This window comes from Streptomyces sp. NPDC041108, from assembly GCF_055592645.1.
In genome coordinates this window covers 243,897-266,817 of sequence record NZ_JBVIYK010000002.1, presented here as the reverse complement: position 1 = coordinate 266,817, position 22,921 = coordinate 243,897, and the positions used below count along the sequence as shown (strand labels likewise).

Here is a 22,921-nt window from a genome sequence, read left to right as displayed (position 1 = left end):
GATCCGCCCTCAGCCACGCCAGGCCTCCGCGAACTCCCGTACCCCCGCGAAGCGCGCAGCGGGGTCGGGGTGCGTGGCCCGCTCCAGGACGTCCAGTCGGGCCGCCGTGCCCCGCCAGGCGCGCTCCTCGTCCCCCGCGTCCAGCAGGAGCCGGGCCGTACGGCCCAGCGCGTACACGGTGGTGCGGATGTCGATCGTCGCGCCGCGCTCGTACTCCTCCGGCGCCATGAACCGGGTCGACCCCGGCAGCCGGTCGGCGTCCAGCACGAAGGGGCCGGGCCGGTACTCGTCGAGGTCGATCAGGCGCATCTCGCACGCCGTGAAGTCGTACAGCAGAGCCCCGTCGTAGAGATCCACGGCGACGAACCCGGCGGCCTCGACGGCGAGATGGGCGTCGAGGACGCGGGCGAAGGCCGCCTCGATCCGGTCGACGGGCAGGGAGCGGAAGCGTGCCATCGGGCTGCCGGGGCTCGTACGGTCCCCGCTGCCGCGCTCGGCGGGGTCGTACAGCACCTCGCCGTCCCGCCAGGGCATGACCACGGCCGTCCCGTCCCGCAGGGCGATCCGGTGCACCTGCGGGACGATCGCCGGGTGCCGCACGGCCCGGTGGAAGTCCCAGGCCCGCTCCAGCGACCGCCGGCCCACGGCAGAGACCGCCGTCTTCACGAACCACCGCTCACCACGGTCCGGCAGCCGCACGCCGTAGGCCCTGCACCCCGAGTCCTGGCTCCCGAACACCCGGAAGACGTCGCCGATCCGGGCCAGGTACTTCTCCAAGGGCTCTTCGACCCGGTCGACGTCCGACAGCGGGTGACTGCCGGTGTTCTCCCCACCAACGAGTTGCTCCATGAAGGCCAGGCTGCCAGCCGCACGGCCCGGCATTCGAGGTCACCGCTACAAGCGCTCCCCTCGCGACCGCGCGTTGCTCCGGGCAACACTTTCCCTCAGCGCCTCGGACCGGGTCACCGGCCTGAGCCCTTCCAGCAGGGCATCCCATTCCCGGCCGCCGCCGACCGGCCGCAGTTGGACGTATGGGCCGACGAACCCCATCACCCTGCCGATCCGACCGCTTCCCGCGTCCCGAACGGTGTCACCGAGGCCCACCCCCGACGGCTCGGGGCGGCGGGGAGGTTCACAGACGCCCATCACGCCACCGCCTTCGCCACCGCGCCGATCACATGCTCGTCGAGGTCGATACCGAAGTCCGCCGCGAGCACCAGGGCGAGCCGCCGCCGGGACTGCCGGGCCTGTTCCCGCTCGGCCTCGACGACGTACGGCCGGACCATGACGGTCGCGCCGCCGTCGAGCGGTCCGTGGAGGCCGTACGGGGAGCGCCGGGCCGGAAGCGCCTGCGGCAGCGGTCGGGGCCGGTGCAGGGGGATTCCGCGGGGCGGAGGGGTGGGACGGGCGGCGGTCAGGCGGCGCCTGCCGGTGCCGGGGGCGAGTACGCCCAGGGCCCACCGCAGGAACGCGTGGATAATGCTCACTGTCGTCAGCTCCTTCGAAGCTGGTGGCCACGCCCCCGGACGTTCGCCGCGTCGCGGGGGTCGTTTCGTGTCACACCCGACGTTAGCGCAACCTGGTCATGCCCTGCCATGGCATGACACAGAAGAACCCTGTTTTGCATGGGCACATACGGTCTAGCCATGGTGGACATCCCCAAGGGCTACGGCCCGGACGACGAGCTGGATCCGGAAGCGGCCGACCCGCTGTACCTGCAGCTCGCGGCAGTGCTCATCTCCCGGATCGGCAACGGCACCTACGCTCTGGGCCGCGCGGTGCCCGGCGTCGACCGGCTGATGCAGGAGTTCGGGATCGCCCGCGGAACGGCCCGCAAGACCTTGGTGCTGCTGGCCGAGATGGGTTACGTACGGACAGTCGTCGGCAAGGGCTCGTTCGTCATCGAGCGCGCGGCCGCCGAGTCGGCCGACGACGCCAAATCCGCCGGTTGACAAGACGTCGTCATCAGCCCCGTTCGAGCAGCCGCCGAGCCGGGCGCGCCCCCGCGCCCACGCTCAGGAGGAATCCCGCTCCACAAGCGCCGTGGGCAGCACAACCTGCCGCCGTTCCAACCCCCTCGACACCGCCGGCCGGCGGTCCGCGATCTCGTCGAGGAGGAGGTCGATCATCGCGCGGCCCATCTCCTCTATCGGCTGGCGGACGCTGGTGAGGGGCGGGTCCATGTGGCGGGCGATCGCCGAGTCGTCGTAGCCGACCAGCGCCACGTCGTCGGGTATACGGCGGCCCTCCTCGCGGAGGACCTGACGGGCGCCGGAGGCCATGACGTCGGACTCGGCGAAGACCGCGTCGAGGTCCGGGCAGCGGGCCAGGAGTTCCCGCATCGCCCGGCGGCCGCCCTCCTCCGTGAAGTCACCGGGGGCGATCAGGCGCTCGTCGACCTCGCGGCCCGCGTCCTCCAGGGCGTCGCGGTAGCCCTCGATGCGCCGCTGGGCACCGTAGACGTCCAGACGGCCGGTGATCGTGGCGATGCGGGTGCGCCCCCGTGCGATGAGGTGCTCCACCGCCGAGCGGCCGCCGCCGTGGTTGTCGGAGTCGACCGAGGGGAGCGTCTCGTGCTCCGAGCGGGGGCCGCTGATGACCGCCGGGATTTCCAGTTGCGACAGCAGGTCGGGGAGCGGGTCGTCCGCGTGGACGGAGACCAGGAGGACACCGTCGACGCGGTGCGCGGCCAGGTACTGGGCGAGACGCCGGCGCTCCCGGTCGCTGCCCGCGAATATCAGCAGGAGCTGCATCTCCGTGTCGGACAGTTGCGCTCCGACACCCTTGAGGATGTCGGAGAAGTACGGCTCCGAGAAGAAGCGGGTCTCCGGCTCGGGCACGACCATCGCGATCGCGTCGGTACGGTTCGCCGCGAGCGCGCGGGCCGCCGTGTTCGGGACGTAACCCAGCTCCGCGACGGCCGCCTCGACCGCCGCGCGGGTCGCGTCGCTCACCCGGGGCGAGCCGTTGATCACCCGGGAGACCGTCCCCCGGCCCACTCCGGCCCGTGCGGCGACCTCCTCCAGCGTCGGTCGCCCACCGCTCCGGCCCCGTGCCCCGTGGCCTGCCACCATGGTCGCCTCCCGTCAATACCGCGCTGGCGTGGAATCTAACAGTCCTGCTCCTCGTACGATGTACAGGAAGTGCTCGGCCGGGTCACGGCGCCGTCGGTGACACCGGCCCGGCTCGCGCGTCGGCTCCCCGCCCGGCTCCCCGCCGACCGGACACCGATCGGTCGCCGACGGCTGGTTACACGAGTCCAACAGTGCCGCCGCCCCGGAATCCGGCGGTCCGGTGCGCAGCCGGCGCGGAGCACGAGGGCGGTCCGTCGCCGCCGCCTCCCCGTCCGTACCTGCCCGAACACCCCGCGCCCGGACCCTTCCCGCCGATCTCCGGGCCTCGCGCGGGCCGAGCCGGCCGATTTGGGGCATGCCCGGCCGCGGGCACCGGGTTAGTTAACAGCCCGATAACCGAAGGCATCTCTCCGCGCTCACTCCCTTGACACCCCCGCACGAACCGACGACTCTTCAACACATCACTCGTGGGAGCGCTCCCACAGTACCTGGCACTTACACAACCCGCACGTTCCCCGCCCGAGCCGCAGCATGAACTAACGGGCCCAACAACGCCGTTGGCCGGGGGGTCGGCACGTCAGGGCATCAGGAGGACGCAATGCGAGCACGTACCCGAACCGCCCGCAACACGGTGGTCCTGGCAGCCGTCGCCGCCCTGGGCGCCGGGCTGCTGGCCGGCTGTTCCGAGGACCCGGACGACGGCACGTCGAACGAGGGCGGCGGCAACAGCGGAGGCAAGACCACGCTGACGGTCGGCACCTTCGGTGTCTTCGGCTACAAGCAGGCCGGCCTGTACGACGAGTACATGCAACAGCACCCGGACATCGTCATCAAGGAGAACGTCACCACCAAGACCTCGGTCTACTGGCCCAAGACGCTCACCCGGCTGCAGGCCGGCTCCGGCACCGACGACATCCAGGCGATCGAGATCGGCAACGTCACCGAGGCCGTGCAGACGCAGGGCGACAAGTTCGTCGACCTCGGCAAGGAGGTCGACAAGTCGCAGTGGCTGGACTGGAAGAACCAGCAGGCCACGACCAAGGACGGCAAGCTCATCGGCCTCGGCACCGACATCGGCCCGATGGCGATCTGCTACCGCAAGGACCTGTTCGAGAAGGCCGGCCTGGAGACCGACCGCGCCAAGCTCGCCGAGCAGTGGAAGGGCGACTGGAGCAAGTACGTCGACCTCGGCAAGGAGTACATGAAGAAGGCGCCGAAGGGCACCAAGTACGTGGACTCGGCGTCCTCGGTCTACAACGCGGCCCTCGGTGGCGCGACCGAGCGCTACTACGACGCCGACGGCAACGCCATCTGGGACAAGTCCAAGGGTGTGAAGGACTCCTGGGACGCGGCCATGTCCGTGGCGACCAGCGACATGTCGGCGAAGCTGAAGCAGTTCGAGACGCCCTGGGACCAGGGGTACGCCAAGGGCACCTTCGCCACGGTGGCCTGCCCGGCGTGGATGATCGGCTACATCCAGGAGAAGTCCGGGGAAGCGGGCAAGGGCAAGTGGGACGTGGCGGCGGCGCCGACCGCGGCCAACTGGGGCGGCGCGTTCATCGGTGTGCCGACGGCGAGCAAGCACCAGAAGGAGGCCATCGCGCTGGCGAAGTGGCTGACCGCTCCCGAGCAGCAGGCCAAGGTCTTCGCCAAGCAGGCCAGCTTCCCGTCGACCCCGTCGGCGTACGCGACCCTCAAGCCGAGCCCCGACACCACCGCGTACTTCTCCGACGCCCCGCTGACGCAGATCTTCTCCGACTCGGCGAAGACGATCCCGGTGCAGCACTTCGGCACCAAGGACCAGCCGATCGGCACCGCGATCGCCGACATCGGCATCGTGCAGGTCGAGCAGAAGGGCAAGAGCCCTGAGGAGGGCTGGGACGCCGCCAGCAAGGAGATCAAGGACGTGCTCGGCCAGTGACCAGCTCCAAAGAGGCACTCGCGCATTCCGCGGCGAGCGCCGAGACCGCGCCCGGCGATGAGCCGGGCGCGGTCCGGGGCGCTCAGGTTCGCGGTACGCCGCCGGCGGCCACCGACTCGTGGCGCAGCCGGCTGTACCGCTGGGACATGAAGGCCTCCCCGTACGTCTTCATCTCCCCCTTCTTCCTGATCTTCGGGGCGTTCTCGCTCGTCCCGCTGCTCTACACCGGCTGGTACTCGCTGCACAACGTGCAGCTGGCCGACCTGGACAACCAGACCTGGGTGGGCCTGGACAACTACCAGAACCTGCTGTCCTCGGACTTCTTCTGGAACTCCCTGTGGGTCACCTTCGCCATCGGCGTGATCGCCACCGTGCCCCAGCTGCTGATGGCGATCGGCATCGCGCACCTGCTCAACTACCGGCTGCGCGGCTCGACCGTGTGGCGGGTCATCATGCTCACCCCGTACGCCACGTCGGTGGCGGCGGCCACGCTGGTGTTCGTGCTGCTGTACTCCTGGGACGGCGGCATGGTCAACTGGCTGCTCGACTTCATCGGGATCGACCCCGTCAACTGGCGCGAGTCCAACTGGGGTTCGAAGTTCGCGGTCTCCACGATCGTGATCTGGCGGTGGACCGGCTACAACGCGCTGATCTACCTCGCGGCGATGCAGGCGATCCCCTCCGACCTGTACGAGTCGGCGTCCATCGACGGAGCGAACCGCTGGCAGCAGTTCATCCATGTGACGATCCCGCAGCTGCGGCCGACGATCCTGTTCACGGTGGTCGTCTCCACGATCGGCGCGACCCAGCTCTTCGGTGAGTCCCTGCTGTTCGGCGGGGCCGACGGCGCCAAGGGCGGCTCCGAGCACCAGTTCCAGACGCTCGGTCTGTACATGTACGACCAGGGGTTCATGATCGGAAACCTCGGCAAGGCGTCCGCCATCGCCTGGTCGATGTTCCTGATCCTGCTGATCGTGGCCGCGATCAACCTGCTGATCACCCGACGGCTGAGGAAGTCCCCATGACCACGAGCGAACTGACCCGCCCCCGGGTACCGGAGCGGGCCCCGGAGACGAAGGCCACGCGCCGTCGGGTGATGGGCGCGGGCAAGCAGATGCACGCGGGACCGCTCACCTATGTCGTCCTGACCCTCTTCGCCCTGGGTTCGTTCGCGCCACTGGTGTGGACGGCGATCGCGGCCTCGCGCACCAGCCAGCGGCTCGCCGAGGCGCCGCCGCCGCTGTGGTTCGGCGGGAACCTGTTCAAGAACATGGAGACCGCCTGGGAGCAGGCCGGGCTCGGCACGGCGATGCTCAACACGACGCTCGTGGCCGGCACGATCACCGTCGGCACGGTGCTGTTCTCCACGCTCGCCGGGTTCGCCTTCGCCAAGCTGCGGTTCCGGTTCTCCAGCGTCCTGCTGCTGCTGACCATCGGCACGATGATGATCCCGCCGCAGCTGGCGGTGGTCCCGCTGTACCTGTGGATGAGCGACCTGAACTGGTCCAACCAGCTGCAGGCGGTCATCCTGCCCACGCTGGTCAGCGCGTTCGGCACGTTCTTCATGCGGCAGTACCTGGTCCAGGCGCTGCCCACCGAGCTGATCGAGGCGGCGCGCGTCGACGGCGCGAACAGTCTGCGGGTCGTGTGGCACGTCGTGTTCCCGGCCGCGCGGCCGGCGATGGCGGTGCTCGGGCTGCTGACGTTCGTGATGGCCTGGAACGACTTCCTGTGGCCGATCCTCGCGCTGAACCAGCAGAACCCGACGGTCCAGGTGGCCCTCAACGCCCTCGGCACCGGCTACATCCCCGACCAGTCGGTGATCATGGCGGGTGCGCTGCTCGGCACGCTGCCGCTGTTGATCGCCTTCCTCCTGTTCGGCAAGCAGATCGTGGGCGGCATCATGCAGGGCGCGATCAAGGGGTGACCCGGCTCGCGCCTACCGCCTCACCGCGGAAACCCCACTCGGGGGCTGGGCCACCGCCGCCCCGGCCCCCTCTTCTCTCCTCCCCCCACCCACCACTGTCGGTCTCCACGACCACTATGGGAGCGCTTCCATGCCTGAACCCGTGAACCCGGCCACCCCGGTGACCTTTCCTCCCGCCTTCCTCTGGGGCGCGGCCACCTCCGCGTACCAGATCGAGGGGGCGGTGCGGGAGGACGGCCGTACGCCCTCCATCTGGGACACCTTCAGTCACACGCCGGGCAAGACCGCCGGCGGCGAGACCGGTGACATCGCTGTCGACCACTACCACCGCTACCGCGACGACGTGGCGATGATGGCGGACCTGGGCCTCAACGCGTACCGCTTCTCCATCTCCTGGTCGCGGGTGCAGCCCACGGGGCGGGGCCCGGCCGTCCAGAAGGGGCTCGACTTCTACCGGCGGCTGGTCGACGAGCTGCTGGACAAGGGCATCAAGCCGGCCGTCACCCTCTACCACTGGGACCTCCCGCAGGAGCTGGAGGACGCCGGCGGCTGGCCCGAGCGGGACATCGTGCACCGCTTCGCCGAGTACGCGCGGATCGTGGGCGAGGCGCTCGGCGACCGTGTCGAGCAGTGGATCACCCTCAACGAGCCGTGGTGCACCGCGTTCCTGGGCTACGGCTCAGGGGTGCACGCGCCGGGCCGTACGGACCCGGTGGCGGCGCTGCGCGCGGCCCACCACCTGAACGTGGCGCACGGGCTCGGTGTCTCGGCGCTGCGGTCGGCGATGCCCGCCCGCAACGCGATCGCGGTGAGCCTCAACTCCTCGGTGGTACGGCCGATCACCAGTTCCCCCGAGGACGTGGCGGCGGCGAAGAGGATCGACGACCTGGCCAACGGCGTCTTCCACGGCCCGATGCTGCACGGCGCGTACCCGGAGACCCTGTTCGCCGCGACCTCGTCGCTGACGGACTGGTCGTTCGTGCGGGACGGTGACGTGGCGACGGCCCACCAGCCGCTGGACGCGCTGGGGCTGAACTACTACACGCCGACGCTGGTCGGCGCGGCGGACGCCGACCTGAAGGGCCCCCGCGCGGACGGCCACGGGGCGAGCAACCACTCGCCGTGGCCGGGCGCGGACGACGTCCTGTTCCACCAGACCCCGGGCGAGCGTACGGAGATGGGCTGGACCATCGACCCGACGGGCCTGCACGAGCTGATCATGCGCTACTCGCGGGAGGCCCCGGGCCTGCCGATGTACGTGACGGAGAACGGGGCCGCGTACGACGACAAGATGGACTCGGACGGCCGCGTCCACGACCCCGAGCGCATCGCCTACCTGCACGGCCACCTGCGGGCGGTCCGGCGTGCGATCGCCGAGGGGGCGGACGTGCGCGGGTACTACCTGTGGTCCCTGATGGACAACTTCGAGTGGGCGTACGGGTACGGCAAGCGCTTCGGCGCGGTGTACGTCGACTACGCGACCCTGGCGCGCACGCCGAAGTCGAGCGCGCACTGGTACGCGCAGGCGGCGAAGACGGGCGCCCTCCCGCCACTGGCGCCGGCATAACGGGCCACAGGGCCGGGGGCCGGGGAGCCCCCAGGGGGGAACGGGGGCCCCGGGGCGCGGCGCGCATAGGGGAAGCGCCGCGCCCCGGAGGGGGTGGTCAGAGGGTGCCTGGGGGCGCGAGCCACTGGGCCGGCTGGCCGGTGACCGAGGCGATGGTCTCGAAGTCGTGGTCGTAGTGGAGCACGGTCAGGCCCTGAAGCTCGGCGGTCGCGGCGACGAGCAGGTCCACCGCGCCGGCGGACCGGTGCCTTCCCTTCTCGGTGAGTTCCCGTTGGACCTCCCACGCCCGTGTCACCGCCCGGTCGTCCAGAGGGGTCCAGTCGAACAGGGCGTCGAGGTCCCGTACCAGTTCCGCCCTGTCCTCGGCGTTCTTGGCGCTGTAGAGGAATTCGACCTCGGTCAGCGGACAGCGGGCTATCAGCCCCTCCTGCAGCGGCTTCTCCCACAGGGTGCGCGTCCGCTGTTTCAGGACGCGGACCAGAGCGCTGGTGTCGATGAGGTAGGTGGCCGCGCTCATCGACGGTAGTTCTCCTTGTCCAGCAGCACGTCGAAGTCCCCGGCATCCGCCCGGGCCGCCAGTCGGGCCAGCGCGAGGGCCCGCTTCTTGCGTTCGACGCCTTCCCTGAGCGCGGCGGTGACGGTGTCCTTCTTGGTCTTGGTCCCGAACGCTACGGCGGCCTCGGCCAGCAGGTCCTCGTCGATGTCGATGAGCGTCTTGGCCACGAGAACCTCCAGGATATACGGACGAGTATCGAGTATATCCATCGCCCGGCGAGGCGTGCAGCCCCTGAACGGCCGCAGGGCCGCGCCCCCGAAGGAGCGCGGCCCTGTCCCGTCATGAGCGGGGTCAGCGCGGCTCGCGGACGACCGCCACGTCCCCGGCCGGTACCAGCACCGTCGCCGGGGCGTCGGGCTTGGTGACGGGCTTGCCCGTCAGCAGCTCGACGGACCCGGCGGCGACCTCGACCTCGGCGTCGTCGTCGCCGTGGTTGATCAGGAAGAGGTAGTCCGCGTCCGGGCCCCGGCGCAGGGCCGCCTCGACGTGTGCGGGGGTCTGGCGCACCGAGGTCACGCCCGCCTCCTCGCGGACGCGGTCCAGGAGGGCGGCGAGGGCCGTCGGGTCCGGGCGGGTGGCGACGTACCAGGCGGTGCCCGTGCCGTGGGTGTGGCGGGTGACGGCCGGGACGCCGGTCAGGGGGCCGGAGGTGTACGACGTCACCGCCTCGGCGCCCGCCAGGGCGATCCGCTCCGACCACAGTCCGGCCGTACCGCCGTCGCTCAGGCCCACCGACTCCCCCGGCAGCAGCGGGAACAGCTCGTCCGTGCGCACGCCGAGCGCCTCACGGAACGCGCCCGGGTAACCACCCAGCCGGACATGGCAGTTCTCGTCCACCGCGCCGCTGTGGAAGCCGACGGCCAGCGTGCCGCCGGTCTCCGCGAAACCGGTGAGGTTCGCCGCACCCGCGTCGTCCACCAGGTACAGGCTCGGCGCCAGCACCAGCTTGTACGCGGACAGGTCCGCGTCGGGGCGGACGAAGTCCACCGCCACGCCGGCCCGCCACAGCGGCTCGTACCAGGCACGGACCAGGTCCTGGAAGCGGAGTTCGCCGCTCGGCTGGGACGGGAGTTCCACCGCCCACCAGGCGCTCCAGTCCCAGACGATGGCGACCTCGGCCACGCCCGCGCTGCCGCGTACCTCCGCCAACGACCCCAGATCCGCGCCCAGTCGCACCACGTCCCGCCAGATCTGGCTGTCGGTGCCCGCGTGCGGGAGCATCGCCGAGTGCCACTGCTCGGCGCCCGCCTTGGCGGCCCGCCACTGGAAGTAGGCGATGCCGTCGGCGCCCCGGGCCACATGGGACAGGGCGTTGCGGCGCAGCTCTCCGGCCGTCTTGGCCCGGTTGACGGGCTGCCAGTTGACCGCGCCGGTGGAGTGTTCCATCAGCAGCCACGGGCTGCCGCCCGCCAGGGAACGCACCAGGTCTCCGCTGAGGGCGATGTCGATCTCGGACTCGGGGTCCGTCGACTGGAGGTAGTGGTCGTTGGAGACGATGTCCAACTCCGGTGCCCAGCGCCAGTAGTCGAGCTTGTCGAAGTTGAACATCACCATGAAGTTGGTGGTGGCCGGGGTGGCGGGAGCCGCCTCCAGCAGCACCTCGCGCTCGGCCTTGTACAGCGACAGCAGCGCGTCGCTGCAGAAGCGGCGCCAGTCCAGCTGGTGGGTCGGGTTCGGGACCGCGCCCGTCGGGCGGGGCGGGATGATCTCGTCCCAGTCGTAGTACCACTGGCTCCAGAACGTCGTGCCCCAGGCATGGTTGAGCGCCGCGAGGTCGTCGTCGTACTTCTCGCGCAGCCAGACCCGGAAGGCCGCCGCGCTCGTGTCGCAGTGGCACTCGCCGTTGTGGCAGCCGTACTCGTTGTGGATGTGCCACATGACGACCGCCGGGTGGTCCGCGTACCGCTCGCCGAGCACGCGGGCGATCCGCAGGGCGGCCTCGCGGTAGGCGGGGCTGGAGGGGCAGAAGGTCTGCCGGCTGCCGTACGAGAGGGTGCGGCCGTCCCTGTCGACGGGCAGGGCCTCCGGGTGCTTGACGAAGAACCAGGCCGGCGGGGCCGCCGTCGGGGTCGCCAGGTCGGCGGCGATGCCGTTCTCGTGGAGCAGGGCGAGGATCCTGTCGAGGCGGGAGAAGTCGTACTCGCCCTCGCGCGGCTCCAGCAGCGCCCACGCGAAGATGTTGACGCTGACCATGTTCACGCCCGCCTCGCGCATGAGGCGTACGTCCTCGGCCCAGACCTCCTCGGGCCACTGCTCGGGGTTGTAGTCCCCGCCGTAGGCGATGCCGGGGACCTTCAGTTCGCGCTTCATTCGGTGGCCTCCGCGCCCTTCGTCAGCAGTCGGCGTGTGGTGTCCACGCCCCAGGTGTCCAGTGAGAGCAGGCGGTCGCCGGAGGCCATCAGGCCCCCGGTCGCCTCGACGTGCGCCGCCCAGCGCTCGCGTGTCTCGACGGCGGGGCGCGCCATCAGACAGTCGGGGTCGTTCACCCAGAGGCGGCCGTGCTGCCACTGGCGGCCGGCGCCGGTGAACTCGGCCGGGTCCTGGCCGGGCTGGCTGTAGTCGTCCGCCTCGGGGCGGCGGTGCGGAGCCGTGTCGGGGCTGACCCGCATGGCGTCGAAGAGGCCGAGGGACGGCAGGATCGGCGCGCCGCAGCCCAGGAGGTAGGCGTCGGGGCCGATCGCGTCACGGATCAGCTCGACGCCCTGCCGGTACGCCGTCAGGGCGTCCACGCCGGTGTGCCGTACGCCGTCCAGCGCGCCCGCGTAGAGGAAGTCGACCTTGAAGTAGTCGTAGCCCTCGGCGCGCAGGGTGGTGAAGACCTCGGTGAGGTAGGCCGCCGCCTCGGGGTGCGTGGTGTCGAGGACGTACAGGTCGTGGCCCCAGTTGTGGCCGGCGTGCGCGAAGCCGCCGCCCTCGGCACGCACCAGCCACTCGGGGTGCCCGGCGGCCAGGGCGCTCGACGGGTCGACGAGGAAGGGCGCCGTCCAGATGCCGGCGCGGCGGCCCCGGGCCCGGATGGTGTCGGCGATGCCGGCGCGCGAGCGGAAGCGGCCGGAGAGGGTGAACCAGTCACCCAGGGCCTTCTGGTAGCCGTCGTCGATCTGCACGACGTCGATCGGGAGGTCGAGGGTGTCCATCGCACGGAGGTTCTCGTGGATGTCGTCCTCGGTGACCGAGGTGAAGTACTCGTACCAGGAGCACCAGACGGTGGGGGCCGGGCGGGGGGCCGCGAGGCCGAGGCTCGCCGCCCACTCGCCCAGCACCGCCTGGATGTCCGTGCCGGTCCACTCCTTCACCGGGCCGTCGGAGGTCACCTCGGCGACCCGGTCCCTCACCGTCAGGCGGATCGAGGGGACCTGGTGGACGGGGTCGGGGGCGGCCCAGAGGCGGACCGGTGTGCCGTCGCCCGGGTCGAGGGCCAGCAGGCCCTCTCCCTGGAAGGTGCCGGCCGGGACGGTGACACCCGGGCGGTAGCAGACCGTGGCCCAGTTGTCGCCGCTCGGGCGGTGCGGGGTCGCGTCGAGGGCGTAGGCGCCACTGGGGCTCCAGGACTGCCAGCCCTCCTCGTGGACCCGTGCCGTGCTGATGTCCACGGGCACGGAGACCACGTGGGTGAAGGGGTGGTGCACGAGGGTTCTCTCTCAGAAGTGGCCGGTCAGCCCTTGTTGGCGCCCAGGGTGAGGCCGCTGACGAACTGGCGCTGGAGTGCGAAGTACACGATCAGCGTGGGGATCGCGGTGAGCAGGGCGCCGGCGGCGACCAGGTTGGGGTCGGTGAAGTACTGGCCGGAGAGGTTGTTCAGCGCCGAGGTGATCGGCATGTTCTCTCCGGTGGAGATCAGCACGAGCGCCCAGAAGAAGTCGTTGTAGATCCAGATGGACAGCAACGTGGCGAGGGCGGCCATGGCGGGCTTGCACAGCGGCAGCACGATCTGCCAGTACAGGCGCCACACGGACGCGCCGTCGACGAGGGCGGCCTCGGTCAGCTCGTGCGGCAGGGAGCGCATGTAGTTGCTGAGCACGAAGGCGCAGAACCCGGACTGGAAGGCCACGTGGATGAGGACCAGGCCGAGCGCGGAGTCGTACAGTTTGCCGCTCATCGTGATGCCGGGCAGGTCGATGAGCAGGTACAGGCGGTACAGCGGGGTGATGATGACCTGCTGCGGGAGCAGGTTGCCCGCCGTGAAGACCAGCAGCAGGAAGAGGTTGACGCGGAAGTCGAAGCGGCTGACGTAGAAGGCCACCATCGACGACAGGAACAGCGTCAGCAGCACCGCCGGGACGGCGATGATCAGGGTGTTCACGAAGTAGTGCGTCATGTCCGACTGGGTGAACGCGTTCGTGAAGTTGTCGAAGCCGAGCTTGTCGGGCCAGGAGACATAGCCCTTCTCGCTGGTCTCGCCGTAGGGGCGCAGGGCCGCGTACAGCGCCCACAGCAGGGGTCCCAGCCAGGCCAGCGCCATGCAGACGAGGAAGGCGTGCAGGACGATCCGGGCGGGGCGCAGAGGGGTGCGCTCCTTGGGAGCGACGGCCGCGGCGGTGGTGTCGACGGTGGTGCTCATGCGCGCCGCTCCTTCCGGAAGGTCGCGATCAGATACGGGATGATCACGGCGAGGGAGATCACCAGCAGGACGACGGCGATGGCCGATCCGTATCCGATACGGCTGGACTCTCCGATGATGTTGTTGGTGACGAGGATGGAGAGCAGTTCCGTGCCCTCGGCGCCCTTGTTGAAGACGAAGACCAGGTCGAAGGCGCGCAGGGCCTCGATGATGGTGACGACCAGGACGACGGTGTTCGTCGGGCGCAGGGTCGGGAAGATGACGTTCTTGAACGTCTGCCACTCGTTGGCGCCGTCCAGCGCGGATGCCTCCCGCAGGGACGGGTCGACGCCCTTCAGGCCGGCCAGGTACAGGATCATCATGTAGCCGGTGTGGCGCCAGGACGCGGCGATGAGGATGGCCCAGAGGTTGAGGTCCGGGTCGCCGATCCAGTCGATGTAGTGGCCGGGTTCGTTGGCACCGATGAGGCTGTTGATCAGGCCCGTGTCGGGGTTGTAGATCAGCTGCCAGACGAAGCCGATGACCGCCAGGGACATCACGACGGGCAGGAAGAACGCCGTCTGGTAGACGCGGCTGAAGCGGATGTTCTTGTCCAGCTGCACGGCCAGGAACAGGCCCAGCGGCGTGGGGATCAGGATGAGCGCCACGAACCAGACGATGTTGTGTTCGACGGCGGGCCAGAACTGCGGGTTGTTGGTGAACAGTTCCTCGAAGTTGTGCAGCCCGACCCACTTGATGGAGTCGAAGCCGATGCCGTCCCAGGTGGTGAAGGCCAGCGCGATCGAGGCGAGGGCCGTCACCCAGACGAGGGCGACGTGCAGGAACGTCGGCAGACCGGCCATCAGGCCCAGCGTGAGCCTGTCCCGGCGGGTGAGGAGCCGCCGGTGCCCCTGGGGCACCTTCGCGGACTTCCCGTTCTGTGCGGTTTTCGCGGCAGGGCCGGAGCCCGGAGGCGGCGTGGCCGCCTCCGGGCTCTCGGTGGGGGTGGTCGTCATGTCAGGAGGTCATCCAGTCGTGAGGACGGTCGATCGTCAGGACGGTCGTCAGGACGCGAAGATCGTCTTCTTCTGGCGCTCGATGGACGAGAGCAGGCTGTCGACGCCCTTGGGGTCGCGGATGAACTTCTGCAGCGCCGGCTGCATCACCGTGGAGGTGAAGTCGGGGCGGCTGTCGCGGTCCATGAACTGGGTGAGGCTCTTGGCGCCCGAGATCATCTCGTACGCCTTCTTCTGCAGCGCCGAGTACGAGGAGGTGTCGGCCTTGGTGGAGGCGGCGACCACGTTCGGGTCGGCCTTCAGGTAGATCTGCTCGGCCTCGGGGGTGCCGAGGAACTCCATCAGCTTGACCGCGCCGGCCTTGTTCTTCGGGGCCTTGCTCATCATGTAGCCGTCGGTGGGGGCCTCGACGGTGTCCTGGCCGTACGCCGGGTCGATCTCCGGGAAGGCGAAGAAGTCCAGGTCGTCCAGGTCGGCCTTGTTGGTGAACTGCTGGCCCACGAAGGTGCCCAGCAGGTACATGCCCGCCTTCTTCGACACCAGGGTCTGCGCCGCGTCCTGCCAGGTACGGCCGACCGCGCCCTCCTGGTGGTACGGCAGCAGCTCGGTCCAGTGGTCGAAGACCTTGCGGACCTTGGCGTCGGTCCAGGACGCCTTGCCCGCCATCAGCTCGACGTGGAAGTCGTAGCCGTTGGTGCGGAAGTTGAGCTGGTCGAAGGTGCCCATCGCCGGCCACGCGTCCTTGTCGCCGAAGGCGATCGGGACGAGCTTGTCCTTCTGCATCTGCTTGCACAGGGCTATCAGCTGGTCCCACGTGGTGGGAACCTCGTAGCCCTTCTCCTGGAAGACGCTCTTGCGGTAGAAGAGCGCCCAGGGGTACGTGTACAGCGGCACGAAGTAGAACTTGCCGTCCGCGCCCTTGCTGAGCTTCTGCATGGCCTCGGGGAAGTTGCCCGAGATCTTGTCCCACACGTCGTCGATCGGGCTGGCGAGACCCTTGGCGGCGAAGAACTGCATGCGGTAGCCCGCGAACCAGTGGAACACGTCGTCCGGGGTGCCCTGGAGGTAGGAGTTGATCTGCTCCTGGAACGTGTTGTGGTCCTTGGTGTTCACGTCGACCGTGATCCCGGACTTCTTCTTGAACGCCGCGTAGATCTCGGCGAACGCCTTCTTCGGCACCGCGTCCGACGCGTTGGAGCCGAGCGAGACGGTCTTCGAGTCACCGGCCGAGCTGCCACTGCCGCCGCAGGCGCTGAGCAGGGGGACTCCAGCGCCGAGCGCCACCGCCCCGCCGACGCCGCGCAGCACGGTGCGGCGGCTCGGGCCGGGGACGGAGAGACCGGAAGGTGTGAGGTGCATGTACGGCTCCCTGGGGACAGGTCGTTCGGTCTCAATGGCCCTCGCCGGTGACTGATCGAAAACAATCAGAAACCAACTCGACCGAACATCGGTGGCCGCCATAACAGCTCTATGTCATGTCATGCGTCAAGACTTCTTGTCCCCCTTTGTTGAAACGTAATCCCTGGATGTCGAAACGTGACCGACACATATGTGAGTCACGCCACTTCCCGAAGGGCCGTCCCCGGCGGGCACCGCGACCGCGCAAGATCGCCCACCGCGGTCATCCGCCGCCGTCCCCGGCTCGGGCGGACGCCGCACCGAAGTGTTTGCGCCGGCGTATCGCCACTCCCCCGCGTCCCCGCCGCGCCGACGGCCTGCCGCCCCCCGCGGCCCCGCCACCGTCGAGCTGTATCCAGATCCGCACCTCGGTGCCGCCCAGCACCGACGCCCCGAGGCGGACGTCACCACCGGTCGACTCGGCGAGCCTGCGCACGATGTCCAGACCGAGCCCGGTCGAGCCGTCGCTGCCGGAGCCGCGCCCCCGGGCCATGGCGGCCTCGGGATCGGAGATGCCGGGCCCCGCGTCGGAGACCAGGACGATCACCGCGTCCTCGGCGTGGTGGACGTCCACCGCGAAGGCCGTGCCCTGCGCCGTGTGCCGGAAGACGTTGCCGAGGAGGGCGTCCAGCGCGGCGGCCAGGTCGGCGCGGGCGACGGGTGTGCGGACGGGGCGCTCGACCCCGGCCACCCGCCACGTGCGGCCCTCGTCCTCCGCGAGCGCCGACCAGAACGCCATCCGCTCCCGGACCACCTCGGCCGCGTCGCATCCGCCGCCGGGCCCCGCCACCGCCGTCCGCGGCTTGGCCTCCCGCGCGGTACGGATGATCGTGTCGACCTCCCGCTCCAGCTGCTCGACCGCCGCCCGCGTCTGCTCGGCGGCCGGCCCGTCGCCGAGCGAGGCCGCGTTGAGCCGCAGCACGGTCAGCGGTGTCCGCAGCCGGTGCGACAGATCGGCCGCCAACTCCCGCTCGTTCGCCAGCAGCTGCACCACCTGGTCGGCCATCGCGTTGAAAGCCGCCGCCGCCAGCCGCAGCTCCTTGGGCCCCTTCTCCGGCACCTTCGCGCCCAACTGCCCCTCCCCCAGTTCCCGCGCGCTCTCCACCAGCCGCCGCGCGGGCCGGACCATCCGCACCCCGAGCCGGTCGGCCACGGCCACCGAGCCGACGATCAGCAGGGCGCCCACCCCGGCGAGCACCGCCCACGCCGTGGCGAGGCCCCGGCTCACCTCAGCCTCGGGCACGTACACCTCCACCACCGCGATCGCGCCGGAGCCGATCGCGGTGGGCTGCAGCAGCGTGGATCCGCCGGGCACCTCCGTGGTGGAGGCCCGGCCCAGCTTCCGCACGGTCGCGATGTCCCGGTCGGACGCCCGCTGCCGGCCCAGGTCGACCGCGGGGGTCCCCGCGCCCGGCGGCAGGTGCACCGCGATCCCGTCGTCGGACCCGGCCGAGGCGACGACCCGCTCCAACTGCTCCCGGTCGGTGGTGATGGAGAGCGCCGGGGCGATCGCGGCCGCCTCCCGCTCGGCGCCGGAGAAGGCCCGGTCCCGTGCCATCTCCCTGACGACCAGTCCGAGCGGCACCGCGAAGGCCACCACGACCATCGCCGTCACCGCCAGGCACACCTTGACCAGGGCCCACCTCACGGCCGGGACCCCGCCCCCGGCGGTTCCAGCTTCACACCGACCCCGCGCAGCGTGTGCAGATAGCGCGGCTTCGCCGCCGTCTCCCCCAACTTCCGCCGCAGCCACGACAGATGCACGTCGATGGTCTGGTCGTCCCCGTACGACTGCTGCCACACCTCGGTCAGCAGCTCCCTGCGCGCGACGACCACACCGGGCCGTCCGGCCAGGAACGCGAGCAGGTCGAACTCCCGCCGGGTGAGGTCGAGCAGTACGCCGTCCAGCTCGGCCCGGCGGCGCAGCGGGTCGATCGCGAGGCCGCCGACCCGGATGACCGGGGAAGGGGGCGCCTCTCCGGCGAAGGCGCGGGAGCGGCGCAGTACGGCCGCCATCCTGGCGGACAGGTGCTCGACCGAGAACGGCTTGGTCAGGTAGTCGTCCGCGCCCGCGTTCAGCAGGCGGACGATCTCCGCCTCGTCGTCCCGCGCGGTCGCGATGATCACCGGGACGTCCGTGATGCCGCGCAGCATCTTCAGCGCCTCCGAGCCGTCGAGGTCGGGGAGCCCGAGGTCGAGGACGACCACGTCGAACCGGACGTGCGCGACCTCGCGCAGCGCCTCCAGGGCCGTACCGACGCTGCGCACGGTGTGTGCGGCGTCCGTCAGATGCCTGATCAGCGCCGAGCGTACGAACGGGTCGTCCTCGACCACGAGCACACTTGCCATGCGCCGCACCGTACGCCATGCGCGGAAGCCCGGCCGGGGCCTGTGGACAACTCACTCGGCAGCCCCGTGAGAAGGCCCGTGGACGGACCGGCGGCCCCGGTCCCACGACACCGCCGGGACGCGTGGGGCAGTATGGCCGCGATGCGCAGAGGACTCCTACACGTACTGGCCTGGCTGCTCGCCACGGGTGCGGCGGTCACGGTGACGTGGTGGGGCGTCCACACGGTGATGGCCGGTACGGCCTACGACCCGCCTCGTGCCCTGCCCGTCACGGCCGCCGACGCGCGGGACCGTGGCGCCACCGCGCCCCCCACCGCGTCGGCCCGTCCGGAGCCCTCGAAGAGCACGGAGCCACCGGCGCGGAAGGAGGCGGACGAGCCGTCCCGCACCCCCTCGCAGCCACCGGGGTCCGCGAGGCCGAGCCCCGGTCCGGGCACCGGCGCCCCGGCCGACTCGGGCAGGGTGAAGGCGTACGACACCGAGGGCGGCCGGGTGGTCCTCTCGCTCGGCGAGGACTACGCGACCCTCGTGTCGGCGACGCCCGGCTCGGGCTGGTCGATGCAGGTGTGGAAGACGGAGACCTGGATCCGGGTCGACTTCGCCGCCGGTGCGGACCGGGTGTCGGTGTTCTGCACCTGGCACGACAGCGCGCCCCGGGTGGACGTGCAGAACTTCTGAGGAGGAGCCGTGCCGCCCTCCGCGTCCCACGAACGCGCCCCGCGACCGTTACTTCTGGAAATCGGGGACCTCAGCGGAACGCCGACGGCGGCGGCGCGGGAGAGGCCACCGCGCCCGCGTCCGTCACGGCCGGCGCGCCGCCCGTGAAGTCGGTGAGCGCCCTGCCGTGCTCGACCCGGCCGGGATACGGGTCGGAGGCGGCGCGGCGGGTCAGTTCGGCCACGGGGAGCGGCACGCCGGAGGCGACGAGGACCGCGTTGCCGAACCGTCTGCCCCGCAGCACGGTGGGGTCGGCGATCAGCGCCAGCTCCGGGAAGACGACGGCGGCGGTGGCGATCTGGCCGCGCAGATGCGCCAGCGGCGGGCCGTCGGCGAGGTTCGCGGCGTAGTACCCGCCGGGCTTCACCACCCGCCGTACCTCCGTGAGGAACTCCGTCGACGTCAGGTGCGCCGGGGTGCGCGCCCCGCTGAACACATCCGCTATGACCAGGTCCGCCCATCCGTCGGGCACCTTCGCGAGCCCCTCGCGCGCATCCGTCGACCGCACCCGTACGCGCGCGTTGGGGTCCAGGGGCAGCTCGCGCCGGACCAGTTGGACGAGGGCCGCGTCCCGCTCGACGACCTGCTGGGTGGAGCGGGGGCGCGTGGCGGCGACGTACCGGGCGAGGGTGAAGGCGCCCCCGCCGAGGTGCACGGCGTGCACGGGCCGCCCGGCCGGGGCGGCGAGGTCGATGACGTGTCCGAGCCGGCGCTGGTACTCGAACGACAGGTACGCGGGATCGTCCAGGTCGACGTGCGACTGCGGTGCCCCGTCGACCAGCAACGTCCACGCCCGGGGCCGGTCCCGGTCCGGAAGCAGCTCGGCGAGCCCCCCGTCGACCTCCTCGACCACGACGTCGGCCCCCTGCCCACGCCGCCCCTGCCCCTTCTTCGACCTGCCCATGAACTCATTATCGGGCGCGGGGCACCCGGTGCGCGCCGGGCGCCGGGCGCCGGGTACGCCCCGACAGATCACCGGCAGTTGTCAGCGGCCTCGATCAACCGCGCCGCCTCGCCCAGCGCGGCGCGCAGCACCGTCGGATCGGTCGCGAGGTCCACCTCACCCGGGGGCAACAACCAGTCCGCCCCCTCCGGAGGAGCCAGCACCGCCCCCCGCCCGTCGCTCTGCGTGCACGTGCTCCCCGGCATGTCCCACGCGGCGGCCGTACCGGGCGGCACCAGGAACCCGAGGGTGTCGCAGGTGTCGTCGTGCAGTACGGGTCCGACCGCCATGACCGGCCCCACCGCGTCGAGGGCGCCCCGGCGGAGGATGTCGACCGCCTCCAGCCCCTGCCGCGCGGGCACGGTCACCAGGTCGCACTCGGAACGGGGTTCGTGGTTCTTCATCCGGGCCTCCCACGCCTACAGCCCCCTGCACAACGCGTCGCCCCGTCAACGGCTACGGCGAAACTGCGCCGCAAAGGATGGCAGTTCATGGCATATCCAGGATGAGATATCCGGTTTGTAGCCAAACCTCGCGTGGGGGCCCCGATCGGGCGGGTACGTTCTTGCCCCGCCGGACACAGCGGAACCAACCGTGCAGCACGCACACAAGTCCTACTGAATCCGGCATGGTTCGACGGTTCGCGAGAGAGGGCCCGGCCATGGCGTCGTCATCGGTGACCTCGTCCCAGTTCCCCCGGCCGCAGCGGCCGAACCTCGCCTTCAGGCGGCTGCGCGGGCAGCGTTCGCCGGGCGAGTTCGCCTCGGCGGTACGGCGGGCCGCGCTGGAGATCGGCGAGCGGGTGAGCTGTGACGCGCGGTACGTCGGCCGGGTCGAGTCGGGCGAGATCCGCTGCCCCAACTACGCCTACGAACGGGTGTTCCTGCACATGTTCCCCGGCCGGACGCTGACCGACCTGGGGTTCGCGCCCCGCGCGGAGGTACGCGGTCGGGGGGCGCGCCCCGCCGAAGAAGCGCCCTCGCCTCGCTACGAGAGCCGCTCTCACCCCTCACCCGAAGTGAGGGGTGAGACGGAAGGGACGTACGAGCCGTATGACACGCAAGAGATGTACGACATGCAGGACCCGCGGGGCGACACGGGCTATGTGCGCGGCCGGCGGGGCCCGCAGCACACGTACCGGAACCACGAGGAGAGCGACGTGCAACGTCGCGCATTCATGACCGGGGGCACCGCCGCGGTGGCGGCCGCCTCGCTCGGCCCCTTCGCCCCGGGGGCCACGGCCTCGGCCGTCGGCCGTCCCGTCCACCGGGCGGGCACGGGGGAGGCGGGCGCGCTCGAAGCCGCCGTGCGCAAGATCCGGCTGCTGGACGACCGGCACGGGGCCGACGGGCTGTACCGCAGGGCCTCGGCACCGCTGCGGGCGGCGTACGCGCTGCTCGACGCGGGCACCACCCGGCAGGCCACCGCCGACCGGCTGTACGCGGGGGCGGGGGAACTGGCCATCTCCGTGGGCTGGCTGGCCCACGACTCGGGGCGCTTCGACGACGCCCGCTCGCACTACGCGGAGGCGCTCGCGACGGCCCGGATGTCGGGGGACCCCGGTGTTGAGGCGCACGCGTTCTGCAACACGGCGTTCCTCGCGCGCGACGCCGGCCGGCCGCGCGAGGCGGTACGGGCGGCGCAGGCCGCGCAGCGGGTCGCCCGGCCTCTCGGGTCGCCCCGGCTGATGTCCCTGCTGGCGCTGCGGGAGGCGGGCGGCTGGGCGGGACTCGCCGACCGTACGGGCTGCGAGCAGGCACTGGCCCGGGCGCACGCCCTGTTCGGGCGGGGGGCCGCCGGGGCCGACCCGGAGTGGATGAGCTTCTACGGGGAGGCCGAGCTGGAGGGCCTGGAGGCGCAGTGCTGGTCGACGCTGGGCGACTGGTCCCGGGCCGCCCGGCACGCGCGCCGGGCGGCCGGTCTGCAGAACCCGCACTTCACGCGGAACATCGCGCTCTACACCGCCGAGCTGGCCGACGACCTCGCGCGCGGGGGCCGGCCCGACGAGGCCGCGGCGGCCGGGCTGCGGGTCCTCGACCTGCTCGACGAGGTCCAGTCCTCCCGCGTCCAGCAGATGCTGGCGGGCACGGCCCGGGTGCTCCTGCCGCACCGCCGGGCCGCGGGGGTGGCGGCGTTCCTGGAACGCCACGCCGGGGTCGCGCGGACGGCATAGCGGGCCGTCGCGGGCCGCCGGGGTCCGTCAGTGGCCCGCCGGGGTCCGTCAGTGGCCCGTCAGGTGCCCGGTGTCGTTCCAGGACTCGATCGCCGGGTCGCCGTAGGCCCAGCCGAGGACCGACAGGGACGTGGGGCTGAGGCGGACACGGGCGGCGAAGGTGAGGTCGAGGCCCAGCCAGCGCGCGGCTATGGAGCGCAGGACGTGCCCGTGGGCGAAGACGAGGACGTCGCGCTCGGCGGAACGCGCCCACGCCACGACCTCGTCCGCGCGCGCGGAGAGCTGTTCCAGGGTCTCCCCCTCGGGGACACCGTCGCGCCACATGAGCCAGCCGGGCCGGAAGTCCTGGATCTCGGCCGGGGTCAGCCCCTCGTACGCCCCGTAGTCCACCTCCATCAGCGTGTCCCATTCGGTGGCACGGTCGCCGAAGCCCGCCAGATCGCAGGTCTCACGCGCGCGGGAGAGGGGACTCGTCCGGATGTCGGCGTCGGGCAGCCCGTCCAGGGGTGCCCGGTGCAGGCGCTCCCCGAGGAGCTTGGCACCGCGCCGGCCCTCTTCGAGGAGCGGGATGTCCGTCCTGCCGGTGTGCTTCCCGAGCAGGGACCATTCCGTCTGTCCGTGCCGGGCCAGCAGGATGCGCGGTGCCATGAGCGACCTTTCGGGGGCCTTCTGCGAGAAGGAAGAATAGGGAGGCGGATGTTTCCATCATCGCTCACGCTGTCGGGGGGCAACCCGGGAGG

23 protein-coding genes are annotated in these 22,921 nt (G+C 71.2%); 7 read left to right on the top strand and 16 right to left on the bottom strand.

Annotation, left to right across the window (positions count from 1 at the left end; all coding sequences use genetic code 11):
- Positions 1-9 precede the first annotated feature (9 nt).
- Genes ACZ6BB_RS07160 through ACZ6BB_RS07150 form a run of 3 tightly spaced genes read right to left on the bottom strand, consistent with a single transcriptional unit; the run spans position 10 to position 1,487 of the window.
- Positions 10-849 (bottom strand): serine/threonine-protein kinase, encoded by an 840-nt coding sequence (locus ACZ6BB_RS07160; RefSeq protein ID WP_471614310.1) that lies wholly within the window; start codon positions 847-849, stop codon positions 10-12.
- A gap of 45 nt (positions 850-894) precedes the next feature.
- Positions 895-1,146, bottom strand: coding sequence for a hypothetical protein (locus tag ACZ6BB_RS07155; protein ID WP_471614716.1), 252 nt, complete (start codon positions 1,144-1,146; stop codon positions 895-897).
- Positions 1,146-1,487: a hypothetical protein gene (locus tag ACZ6BB_RS07150; protein WP_471614309.1), complete on the bottom strand. Its 342-nt coding sequence runs from the start codon at positions 1,485-1,487 to the stop codon at positions 1,146-1,148. Before ACZ6BB_RS07150 ends, ACZ6BB_RS07155 begins: the two co-directional genes overlap by 1 nt.
- Positions 1,488-1,646: 159 nt before the next feature.
- Between ACZ6BB_RS07150 and ACZ6BB_RS07145 the strand changes: the two genes are divergently transcribed.
- Complete coding sequence (locus ACZ6BB_RS07145; protein ID WP_471614308.1) at positions 1,647-1,952, top strand: GntR family transcriptional regulator; 306 nt, start codon at positions 1,647-1,649, stop codon at positions 1,950-1,952.
- 63 nt (positions 1,953-2,015) lie between these two features.
- Here the strand turns inward: ACZ6BB_RS07145 and ACZ6BB_RS07140 are convergent, their stop codons facing one another.
- Positions 2,016-3,071: a LacI family DNA-binding transcriptional regulator gene (locus ACZ6BB_RS07140; protein ID WP_471614715.1), complete on the bottom strand. Its 1,056-nt coding sequence runs from the start codon at positions 3,069-3,071 to the stop codon at positions 2,016-2,018.
- Between the two features lie 601 nt (positions 3,072-3,672).
- On the opposite strand from ACZ6BB_RS07140, the gene ACZ6BB_RS07135 reads away from it, so the two are divergent.
- From ACZ6BB_RS07135 to ACZ6BB_RS07120, 4 genes are all read left to right on the top strand, one after another.
- A complete protein-coding gene (locus ACZ6BB_RS07135) occupies positions 3,673-4,995 on the top strand; it encodes an ABC transporter substrate-binding protein (protein WP_471614307.1) in 1,323 nt (440 codons plus the stop codon).
- Positions 4,992-6,020 (top strand): carbohydrate ABC transporter permease, encoded by a 1,029-nt coding sequence (locus tag ACZ6BB_RS07130; protein WP_471614306.1) that lies wholly within the window; start codon positions 4,992-4,994, stop codon positions 6,018-6,020. Before ACZ6BB_RS07135 ends, ACZ6BB_RS07130 begins: the two co-directional genes overlap by 4 nt.
- Entirely contained in the window at positions 6,017-6,922 is a 906-nt protein-coding gene (locus ACZ6BB_RS07125) for a carbohydrate ABC transporter permease (protein ID WP_471614305.1), read from the top strand. The genes ACZ6BB_RS07130 and ACZ6BB_RS07125 overlap by 4 nt, the downstream gene beginning before the upstream one ends.
- 130 nt (positions 6,923-7,052) lie before the next feature.
- The gene (locus tag ACZ6BB_RS07120) at positions 7,053-8,489 is read left to right on the top strand and encodes a GH1 family beta-glucosidase (RefSeq protein ID WP_471614304.1); all 1,437 of its coding nucleotides are present in this window, start codon (positions 7,053-7,055) and stop codon (positions 8,487-8,489) included.
- Between the two features lie 97 nt (positions 8,490-8,586).
- On the opposite strand, the gene ACZ6BB_RS07115 is transcribed toward ACZ6BB_RS07120, so the two are convergent.
- The 9 genes from ACZ6BB_RS07115 to ACZ6BB_RS07075 all read right to left on the bottom strand — a co-directional run bounded on the left by ACZ6BB_RS07115 (position 8,587) and on the right by ACZ6BB_RS07075 (position 18,348).
- The gene (locus ACZ6BB_RS07115) at positions 8,587-9,006 is read right to left on the bottom strand and encodes a PIN domain-containing protein (protein WP_471614303.1); all 420 of its coding nucleotides are present in this window, start codon (positions 9,004-9,006) and stop codon (positions 8,587-8,589) included.
- Positions 9,003-9,212: a type II toxin-antitoxin system VapB family antitoxin gene (locus tag ACZ6BB_RS07110; protein ID WP_471614302.1), complete on the bottom strand. Its 210-nt coding sequence runs from the start codon at positions 9,210-9,212 to the stop codon at positions 9,003-9,005. The genes ACZ6BB_RS07115 and ACZ6BB_RS07110 overlap by 4 nt, the downstream gene beginning before the upstream one ends.
- 124 nt (positions 9,213-9,336) lie before the next feature.
- Positions 9,337-11,355, bottom strand: a complete 2,019-nt coding sequence (locus ACZ6BB_RS07105) for a beta-galactosidase (RefSeq protein WP_471614301.1) — start codon at positions 11,353-11,355, stop codon at positions 9,337-9,339.
- On the bottom strand, positions 11,352-12,674 hold the full coding sequence (locus ACZ6BB_RS07100; RefSeq protein ID WP_471614300.1) for a glycoside hydrolase family 36 protein: 1,323 nt from the start codon (positions 12,672-12,674) through the stop codon (positions 11,352-11,354). The genes ACZ6BB_RS07105 and ACZ6BB_RS07100 overlap by 4 nt, the downstream gene beginning before the upstream one ends.
- Before the next feature lie 26 nt (positions 12,675-12,700).
- Positions 12,701-13,606 (bottom strand): carbohydrate ABC transporter permease, encoded by a 906-nt coding sequence (locus ACZ6BB_RS07095; RefSeq protein ID WP_471614299.1) that lies wholly within the window; start codon positions 13,604-13,606, stop codon positions 12,701-12,703.
- Positions 13,603-14,601 (bottom strand): carbohydrate ABC transporter permease, encoded by a 999-nt coding sequence (locus ACZ6BB_RS07090; RefSeq protein WP_471614298.1) that lies wholly within the window; start codon positions 14,599-14,601, stop codon positions 13,603-13,605. The genes ACZ6BB_RS07095 and ACZ6BB_RS07090 overlap by 4 nt, the downstream gene beginning before the upstream one ends.
- A 48-nt stretch (positions 14,602-14,649) precedes the next feature.
- Positions 14,650-15,960, bottom strand: a complete 1,311-nt coding sequence (locus tag ACZ6BB_RS07085) for an ABC transporter substrate-binding protein (protein ID WP_471614297.1) — start codon at positions 15,958-15,960, stop codon at positions 14,650-14,652.
- Between the two features lie 262 nt (positions 15,961-16,222).
- Positions 16,223-17,647: a sensor histidine kinase gene (locus ACZ6BB_RS07080; RefSeq protein ID WP_471614296.1), complete on the bottom strand. Its 1,425-nt coding sequence runs from the start codon at positions 17,645-17,647 to the stop codon at positions 16,223-16,225.
- Positions 17,644-18,348, bottom strand: coding sequence for a response regulator transcription factor (locus ACZ6BB_RS07075; protein WP_471614295.1), 705 nt, complete (start codon positions 18,346-18,348; stop codon positions 17,644-17,646). Before ACZ6BB_RS07075 ends, ACZ6BB_RS07080 begins: the two co-directional genes overlap by 4 nt.
- 141 nt (positions 18,349-18,489) lie before the next feature.
- Here ACZ6BB_RS07075 and ACZ6BB_RS07070 point away from each other — a divergent pair, with 141 nt between their 5' ends.
- Complete coding sequence (locus ACZ6BB_RS07070) at positions 18,490-19,026, top strand: hypothetical protein (protein ID WP_471614294.1); 537 nt, start codon at positions 18,490-18,492, stop codon at positions 19,024-19,026.
- Positions 19,027-19,096: 70 nt separating this feature from the next.
- Here the strand turns inward: ACZ6BB_RS07070 and ACZ6BB_RS07065 are convergent, their stop codons facing one another.
- A complete protein-coding gene (locus ACZ6BB_RS07065; RefSeq protein ID WP_471614293.1) occupies positions 19,097-19,969 on the bottom strand; it encodes a spermidine synthase in 873 nt (290 codons plus the stop codon).
- Positions 19,970-20,037: 68 nt separating this feature from the next.
- The gene (locus tag ACZ6BB_RS07060; RefSeq protein ID WP_471614292.1) at positions 20,038-20,412 is read right to left on the bottom strand and encodes a hypothetical protein; all 375 of its coding nucleotides are present in this window, start codon (positions 20,410-20,412) and stop codon (positions 20,038-20,040) included.
- A 257-nt stretch (positions 20,413-20,669) separates the two neighbouring features.
- On the opposite strand from ACZ6BB_RS07060, the gene ACZ6BB_RS07055 reads away from it, so the two are divergent.
- Positions 20,670-22,181 (top strand): hypothetical protein, encoded by a 1,512-nt coding sequence (locus ACZ6BB_RS07055; RefSeq protein ID WP_471614291.1) that lies wholly within the window; start codon positions 20,670-20,672, stop codon positions 22,179-22,181.
- A gap of 48 nt (positions 22,182-22,229) precedes the next feature.
- Here ACZ6BB_RS07055 and ACZ6BB_RS07050 read toward each other — a convergent pair whose 3' ends face one another.
- On the bottom strand, positions 22,230-22,829 hold the full coding sequence (locus ACZ6BB_RS07050) for a histidine phosphatase family protein (protein WP_471614290.1): 600 nt from the start codon (positions 22,827-22,829) through the stop codon (positions 22,230-22,232).
- Positions 22,830-22,921: the final 92 nt, after the last annotated feature.

Excerpts from the sequence above, each read along its gene's own strand:
- ACZ6BB_RS07105 (WP_471614301.1), bottom strand. The coding sequence starts at position 11,355 with ATGAAGCGCGAACTGAAGGTCCCCGGCATCGCCTACGGCGGGGACTAC.
- ACZ6BB_RS07055 (WP_471614291.1), top strand. The coding sequence starts at position 20,670 with ATGGCGTCGTCATCGGTGACCTCGTCCCAGTTCCCCCGGCCGCAGCGG.
- ACZ6BB_RS07090 (WP_471614298.1), bottom strand. The coding sequence starts at position 14,601 with ATGACGACCACCCCCACCGAGAGCCCGGAGGCGGCCACGCCGCCTCCG.
- ACZ6BB_RS07160 (WP_471614310.1), bottom strand. The coding sequence starts at position 849 with ATGGAGCAACTCGTTGGTGGGGAGAACACCGGCAGTCACCCGCTGTCG.
- ACZ6BB_RS07075 (WP_471614295.1), bottom strand. The coding sequence starts at position 18,348 with ATGGCAAGTGTGCTCGTGGTCGAGGACGACCCGTTCGTACGCTCGGCG.
- ACZ6BB_RS07060 (WP_471614292.1), bottom strand. The coding sequence starts at position 20,412 with ATGAAGAACCACGAACCCCGTTCCGAGTGCGACCTGGTGACCGTGCCC.
- ACZ6BB_RS07085 (WP_471614297.1), bottom strand. The coding sequence starts at position 15,960 with ATGCACCTCACACCTTCCGGTCTCTCCGTCCCCGGCCCGAGCCGCCGC.
- ACZ6BB_RS07070 (WP_471614294.1), top strand. The coding sequence starts at position 18,490 with ATGCGCAGAGGACTCCTACACGTACTGGCCTGGCTGCTCGCCACGGGT.
- ACZ6BB_RS07155 (WP_471614716.1), bottom strand. The coding sequence starts at position 1,146 with ATGGGCGTCTGTGAACCTCCCCGCCGCCCCGAGCCGTCGGGGGTGGGC.
- ACZ6BB_RS07065 (WP_471614293.1), bottom strand. The coding sequence starts at position 19,969 with ATGGGCAGGTCGAAGAAGGGGCAGGGGCGGCGTGGGCAGGGGGCCGAC.
- ACZ6BB_RS07135 (WP_471614307.1), top strand. The coding sequence starts at position 3,673 with ATGCGAGCACGTACCCGAACCGCCCGCAACACGGTGGTCCTGGCAGCC.
- ACZ6BB_RS07145 (WP_471614308.1), top strand. The coding sequence starts at position 1,647 with ATGGTGGACATCCCCAAGGGCTACGGCCCGGACGACGAGCTGGATCCG.
- ACZ6BB_RS07095 (WP_471614299.1), bottom strand. The coding sequence starts at position 13,606 with ATGAGCACCACCGTCGACACCACCGCCGCGGCCGTCGCTCCCAAGGAG.
- ACZ6BB_RS07050 (WP_471614290.1), bottom strand. The coding sequence starts at position 22,829 with ATGGCACCGCGCATCCTGCTGGCCCGGCACGGACAGACGGAATGGTCC.
- ACZ6BB_RS07125 (WP_471614305.1), top strand. The coding sequence starts at position 6,017 with ATGACCACGAGCGAACTGACCCGCCCCCGGGTACCGGAGCGGGCCCCG.
- ACZ6BB_RS07120 (WP_471614304.1), top strand. The coding sequence starts at position 7,053 with ATGCCTGAACCCGTGAACCCGGCCACCCCGGTGACCTTTCCTCCCGCC.
- ACZ6BB_RS07115 (WP_471614303.1), bottom strand. The coding sequence starts at position 9,006 with ATGAGCGCGGCCACCTACCTCATCGACACCAGCGCTCTGGTCCGCGTC.